The 6121-nt window shown below is 34.0% G+C and carries 8 protein-coding genes; all 8 read left to right on the top strand.

The annotated features are described in order from the left end of the window. Positions 1 to 141 precede the first annotated feature (141 nt). The 8 genes from BLP55_RS16100 (at position 142) to BLP55_RS16060 (ending at position 5937) form a co-directional block, all read left to right on the top strand. Entirely contained in the window at positions 142 to 912 is a 771-nt protein-coding gene (locus BLP55_RS16100; RefSeq protein WP_091147223.1) for a helix-turn-helix transcriptional regulator, read from the top strand. A gap of 77 nt (positions 913 to 989) precedes the next feature. After that, complete coding sequence (locus BLP55_RS16095; RefSeq protein ID WP_091147219.1) at positions 990 to 1397, top strand: hypothetical protein; 408 nt, start codon at positions 990 to 992, stop codon at positions 1395 to 1397. Next, the gene (locus BLP55_RS16090; protein WP_091147216.1) at positions 1378 to 1782 is read left to right on the top strand and encodes a DUF1801 domain-containing protein; all 405 of its coding nucleotides are present in this window, start codon (positions 1378 to 1380) and stop codon (positions 1780 to 1782) included. Before BLP55_RS16095 ends, BLP55_RS16090 begins: the two co-directional genes overlap by 20 nt. Positions 1783 to 1934: 152 nt before the next feature. Further along, positions 1935 to 2612 (top strand): hypothetical protein, encoded by a 678-nt coding sequence (locus tag BLP55_RS16085; protein WP_211516844.1) that lies wholly within the window; start codon positions 1935 to 1937, stop codon positions 2610 to 2612. Positions 2613 to 2883: 271 nt separating this feature from the next. Next, the gene (locus tag BLP55_RS16080; RefSeq protein WP_091147207.1) at positions 2884 to 3768 is read left to right on the top strand and encodes a hypothetical protein; all 885 of its coding nucleotides are present in this window, start codon (positions 2884 to 2886) and stop codon (positions 3766 to 3768) included. A 728-nt stretch (positions 3769 to 4496) separates the two neighbouring features. Further along, entirely contained in the window at positions 4497 to 4724 is a 228-nt protein-coding gene (locus BLP55_RS16070; protein WP_091147200.1) for a hypothetical protein, read from the top strand. After that, positions 4721 to 5041, top strand: a complete 321-nt coding sequence (locus BLP55_RS16065; RefSeq protein WP_091147197.1) for a type II toxin-antitoxin system RelE/ParE family toxin — start codon at positions 4721 to 4723, stop codon at positions 5039 to 5041. Before BLP55_RS16070 ends, BLP55_RS16065 begins: the two co-directional genes overlap by 4 nt. 179 nt (positions 5042 to 5220) lie before the next feature. Beyond that, entirely contained in the window at positions 5221 to 5937 is a 717-nt protein-coding gene (locus tag BLP55_RS16060; protein ID WP_139149785.1) for an HNH endonuclease, read from the top strand. Positions 5938 to 6121 lie beyond the last annotated feature (184 nt).

Raw genomic sequence — 6121 nt, 5'->3', positions numbered from 1 at the left:
TAGCCGGAACGTTTTAGTTTCACGAACTTTGTTTATCTTCGGCAGACAGAACTCAGTTCGCTCTGACGCGACCACGCAAATGCGCGAAACGTTAGCGGTCATTGTAGGACGACCCACCAGACAACAGAATATTGACAGGAAATGAGAGTTCAAAACATTATACCAAATAATAAAATTGCCGACTATGTTGACAGAATATTGGTAATTGAAAACGATGTTTTGTTGACACCTTTTGTTCTTCCTTTATATGCTAATGGCGTTCCGACTTTGCTTTTTAAATCGACAAAAGGTAAACTTGGAAATTGCAACAGTAACTATCTCACTCTTTTTGGGCAAACAATTTCCCCCGACAGTCTGACACTAAATACAGACTTTACATTAATTGCCTACTTTTTAAAACCTCACTCCTTAATCTCACTCTTTGGAGTTCCAGCTTTTGAGTTAACCGACAAACCAATTGACCTTAATTTACTTTCTCCACAAAAAACTATTTCTCTTCAAGACAAATTATTGAATTGTAAAAACATTGAGGAAATGATTTCATCATTGGACAATTATATTTTTGGACTTGCGGGAGCATCTAAAAGCATTTCAGATACTATTAAATATGCTTCTGAAAAAATAGCAAAGCATTATTCTAAAGAAGCACTTATTGATGTTCAACGAGAATTAAATATTTCTGAGAGAACCTTTCAAAGAATGTTTGAGAAAAACATTGGTCTTTCACCAAATACATACAGACGCATTTGCCAATTCAATTCAGCATTTACAGACTTGAATTTGGGAAACTATAACAACTTATCTGATATAGCATTTAATCACGGCTATGCCGACCAAAGCCATTACATCCGAGCTTTTAAAGAGTTTACTCAAATAAATCCAAGTGAGTATTTAAACTATGGCACAAGTTAATTTGGTATGGTGTCGGTTTTGTTCTATTTCAAAACATTTGACCGAAGTATTTTTGCCGAAACTTAAAAAATATAAAAATGAATAAGACAATTTTTAAAAGTATAGGAGCAGTATTAGCAGGATTTGTATTAGGGGCAGTTCTTTCTGTTGGAGCAGACTTTTTGATGGGCGAAATGGGAATTATGTCTATGGAAAATTTCAAACAAACACCACTATTTGTGATTTTTTTAGTCATAGTTTACCGATTTATTTTCAATGTAATTGGTTGCTACTTAGCGGCAAGATTAGCACCTAACAACCCAATGAAACACGTTATTATCATTGGGGTTATTGGGACAGTTTTAAGTCTTTTGGGCTCATTTGCAATGTGGGACAAGGCAATTCCTTTTTACAACATTGCAATTATTCTAATTTCGTTACCAAGTGCTTGGCTTGGCGGACAATTATTCTTAAAAAAACAAAACAATGGTCAAACAAAAAATTAATCTAAACAGCGAAGTAACCGCCTTATTGGACGAGCTAAAGCACCCTTTTAGAAAGGAAATTGAGCAACTAAGAAATTGCATTTTATCAGCAGATAAAAACTTGACTGAAAATATAAAGTGGAATGGGCCAAACTACTGCTTTGACAGCGAAGACCGAATTACAATGAGAGTTCAGCCACCGACTAAACAAGTACAGTTAATCTTTCATAGAGGTGCAAAAAAGCAAGAACAACCAAAAGATAAATTAATTGCAAATAAAAGTAAAATGTTAGTCTGGAAAGAGAATGACAGAGCTATCATAACATTCAAAAGTATGCAAGACATCGAAAATGGAAAAGCTGAATTGACAACAATTGTAAATGAATGGATAAAAGCAGCGAAATAAAACAACGAACCGCTAACAGCCGGTAAGCAAAATTGCCGGGTTTTCGGTAGCCGGAAGTTGTGGTTTCACGAAGAAATATTATCTTCGGCAGAGAGAACTCTGCTTCGCTTTGGTCGGCAACTTCGCTTACCGGCGAAACGTTACTAGCAATTATGAGAAAATTCGTTGTAACATTGAAACTATTACTTTTTCCTTTATTTGCGTTTTCGCAGATTAACCTTTCTGTTCGCATTGAAAATAGTCAATTGGAACATAGCTTTGGTCATTATGTCGATACTTTAAAAATTTACAAGGATGGTTTTCCATACAAAATTATTCCTTATCCCGATTCTTTTGCGCTATTTGAAAATGTTACTAGCGGCCATTACAAATTCTTATATAGAAATATTTTCGATGAACAGATAGAGAAAAATGTTGCTTTAAATGAAAAAGATAATTTAATTGGAGGGCAAACCGTGATACTTTTTGTAGATCATCTTCAAAATCCAAAAACAGATAATTTATTCTTTACCAAGCAAAAGAATGGGGAAACAATTAAAATCAAGATGTTTTATGCAGGTTGTTTTGAAAATGGAAAAGATTCAATTGAAATTACAAAAGCAAAAAATAAATTATTTCTTCAATATAAAGACAAAAAGAAAAAACTGAATAAAAAAGAAATTCAATCGTTGGTTAAATTTGAAATTGAAATGCGACACCTTCCAAAACGTGAAACTTTCAGCACCTTAAGGGTTATCAATGAAATTATTACTGAAAATGACAAGTTCTCATACAACGAATCTGGAGATTGGAATGGCTTTAATCTATTAAAAAAGAATTTGAAATTATAACTGCTAGTAACAGCCTGTAACCGCAATCGCGGAGATTTCGGTTACAGAACATTTTGTTTTCACGAAGAAAGTTTATCTTCGGCGGAGAGAACTCGGTTCGCTTGGATCCGCGACTGACGGTTACAGGCGACACGTTGTGTGCAATTTGACAAAAGCGACGTGATAAAAGAACGGAAGATTAAATAATAAAGTACGAACTAAATATTTTTAACACAAACAGCGTAGTCGAAAACTGCACTTTTGAAAGATTCGGCAAAAAAACTAACTAATTATGAAAACAAAAAAATCATTTATTTTTCTAATTCTCATCGGATTAGTATATTCATGTAGCAACAGCGATGAAGAACATAATTATAGTGGTGAAGATGGGAACGAGGAAATTATTCTGGTAAAGAAGATTAATACAATTTGGAATAATAGGTATCTATATTCTCAAACAAATGGTACTACTAACATTAATTTTTATGCAGACGGTAATTCCAAGGTTGAATACACATATGAAGATAGTAAAATTGTTCGCATCGATTGGAATGTAACATATTCAAATTATTCCCCATATAATCCTGGTTCGTCAGATAGTGGCCATTCTATTCAACGATTTACCTATACTAATGATTTAATAACATACTGTAAGTATATAAGATTAAATCAAATTAAAGAATATACATTTGAATATGATGCACAAAAGAGAGTTTCAAAAGTGATTTATGCTTATAACCAAGATTCTAATCAAAATCACTCGATATTAATTTCTTATATTTCTAATAATCAAATAACTGTTAATGCTATAGGCGGATATTATGACGGTCAAATTTATAACATTCAATTAGTAGGCGGAAATGTAATATATTTAGGTAATAAAAATTTTGAATATGATACCAAAAATCATATATTCAAAAATATAAAAGGATTTGACCAATATCTCTTTGGAATGTTAGCTCTAGCACAAGCAGAAAGTCCAATGTTAAGCTATTTTGATAATCCGTTTTGGTTTTTATATTCAAATGGAAATAATAACATTACTTCAACTAACATAACTGGTACTACTCTTGATATAACATATTCATATAACACTGAAAATTATCCTATAAGTGCATATGAAATTACTACTAACGGAACTGTTCCAGCAGAAACTACAATTGAATATTATGAATAAAAAGAAACTGCACACAACACTGTATTTACGCTAGAGCTGGTTTTGAGCAAGTTAGACGTTCGTCCAAACCAAGAAAGTTTTATCTTAGCAGAGAGAACTCTGCTCCTATTTCCGCTCCAGCGCAAATACAGGGAACGTTGCACGAAAACGCCGAGGAATCCCGGAGATGATTGCGCAGAACCCACTTCCCTATCCAATCTTTGTCTTGAATTTTCATATGATTTGCTTTGTGTTGAATCTTAAAATATAATTGTAGCGCCGAAAACTTTGTCGCCAAGCTTTGTCGGGTTTTCATATGAGTCTCGTTGCGCTGAAATCTTCTTAAGAAAATTCGTCTTCGACTAGAAAATTTCCCAACAAATCTTTGGCGAAATTCGTTGTCGAGAATCTTGTGGAGTTTCGTTGTGGTTACTTTGTAGATTTTCTAACCGCAAATTCTAAGATAATTCTTTGAAAATTTAAATCTTCTTGTAACTATAAAAATAAGCTGGATCAATTTACTTTGCCAGGCGTCATCGTGCAACACCGCATTTACGCGATCGCTGGTTTTCGGTAGCCGGAGGTTGTGGTTTTACGTAGAAAGTTTTATCTTCGGCAGAGAGAACTCAGTTCGCTTTGACGCGACCGCGCAAATGCGGAGAACGTTAGCAGAAAGCCCAAGAAAATCGTTGAAAAATTAACATTCTCAAGATTAGATATTTTGTAAATTTGACTTCAAATAACTTATTATGGATTTGCAAACTAGAAAAATAGAATTTGTGCAAGAGTTTTTAAAACTCCAAAGCGAGGAAGTCATTTCTCAGTTTGAAAATTTGTTGAAAAAGAAATCGAAAAAAGAACAATCGATTAAACCAATGTCGATTGCAGAATTGAATTCTAGAATTGATAAGTCGGAAAACGATTTTAAAACTGGAAAATTCAAAACAAGCACTCAACTTTTGGCTAAATACAAATGAAACATTTTAAAATCATTTGGTCTGATCAAGCTGAAATTGAATTGGATAAAATATTTGAATATTACTTTGAATTTGTAAGTGTTCGTGTTGCTAAAAATCTGCTCAAAGAAATTATCGAAGAACCCAATAAATTGATTTCAAACCCAGAAATCAGTCAACGTGAAGATTTGCTTTTAGATAGAGAAGATGAATATCGATATCTTGTTTGCGGGAATTACAAATTAATTTACTCAGTAGACGAAAAGGCGAAACATATAAAAATTGCGGACGTTTTCGATACAAGGCAAAATCCTTCTAAAATTAAAAGAACAAAATAGCGGGCCATCTGCTAACAGCCGGTAAGCAAAATTGCCGGGTTTTCGGTAGCCGGAAATTGCGGTTTCACGAAGAAACATTATCTTCGGCAGAGGGAACTCAGTTCGTTTTGGTCGGCAACTTCGCTTACCGGCGAAACGTTAGGCGCAAGCATCCAGAAAATCCATCAATAAATCGAAGAATGGCTATTTCCACTAAAAACAGAAAAAATCTTTGGGCAAAATCTGGGAATCGATGTGCTTTCTGTAAAACAGAGTTATTTAATAAAAAGGAAACTCAGGACGAATTTAATATTGGCGAGGAATGTCATATAATAAGTAGCGAAGAGAAAGGGCCTAGACATAAATTGTTAGAAAATTTTGACACTTTAGACAACTTAATACTATTATGTAGAAATCACCATAAAGAAATTGACACTTTGATTGATACGTACACAGAGGAAGTATTGAGATACATGAAACAAAATCATGAAAATTGGGTGAAAAATACTTTGAATTTGAGTATCCAAAAAAACTCAAAACCTAAATTTCTAGTTAGAATTACTTCCGGTAAAGAACTATTAGATATTCTTTCCGCAACTGGCTGCAGAACTGATCATGATGAAATTGAGTCGGAAGAAGAAGCTGAATTTATAGGTGGCGTCGCTCAAGATTTTCTTGATTATCTTGATATAATAAGTTTATCAGAACCTTATCAAAAAGTTCAAATTTCATTGTCCCTTTCTAAACTACTTAAAGAACTTGAATCGAAAGGTTATTACTTGTTCGGCGAGAAAAAAATTGAAAACTGGACGTTTGGAAGCAACAACAAACAGCAACTCGAGGTCGCAACTTTAGTTATTCGAAGAGTTGAAAGTGAAGATATAATTAAAATCAACCTCGACGATGCAAGCGCCTAACCGCCGTTTCATCGACATTGCCGGGATTTGGGTGAGTTGAATGTTCGGTTTTCACGAACATTGTTTATCTTCGGCAGAGAGAACTCATTCCGCTTTGATCGGCAACGTCGTGAAGCGGCCTAACGTTATAAGAACCTTGTTTTTCCCCATAAGCTACGAACCGCTGATTTAGGAATAACAATTT

The sequence above is a fragment of the Flavobacterium caeni genome, assembly GCF_900101895.1.
Lineage (GTDB): Bacteria > Bacteroidota > Bacteroidia > Flavobacteriales > Flavobacteriaceae > Flavobacterium > Flavobacterium caeni.
This window is presented reverse-complemented; position numbering and strand designations above follow the sequence as displayed.

Coding starts and splice junctions, on each gene's coding strand:
- BLP55_RS16100 (WP_091147223.1), top strand. CDS start 142: ATGAGAGTTCAAAACATTATACCAAATAATAAAATTGCCGACTATGTT.
- BLP55_RS16095 (WP_091147219.1), top strand. CDS start 990: ATGAATAAGACAATTTTTAAAAGTATAGGAGCAGTATTAGCAGGATTT.
- BLP55_RS16090 (WP_091147216.1), top strand. CDS start 1,378: ATGGTCAAACAAAAAATTAATCTAAACAGCGAAGTAACCGCCTTATTG.
- BLP55_RS16085 (WP_211516844.1), top strand. CDS start 1,935: ATGAGAAAATTCGTTGTAACATTGAAACTATTACTTTTTCCTTTATTT.
- BLP55_RS16080 (WP_091147207.1), top strand. CDS start 2,884: ATGAAAACAAAAAAATCATTTATTTTTCTAATTCTCATCGGATTAGTA.
- BLP55_RS16070 (WP_091147200.1), top strand. CDS start 4,497: ATGGATTTGCAAACTAGAAAAATAGAATTTGTGCAAGAGTTTTTAAAA.
- BLP55_RS16065 (WP_091147197.1), top strand. CDS start 4,721: ATGAAACATTTTAAAATCATTTGGTCTGATCAAGCTGAAATTGAATTG.
- BLP55_RS16060 (WP_139149785.1), top strand. CDS start 5,221: ATGGCTATTTCCACTAAAAACAGAAAAAATCTTTGGGCAAAATCTGGG.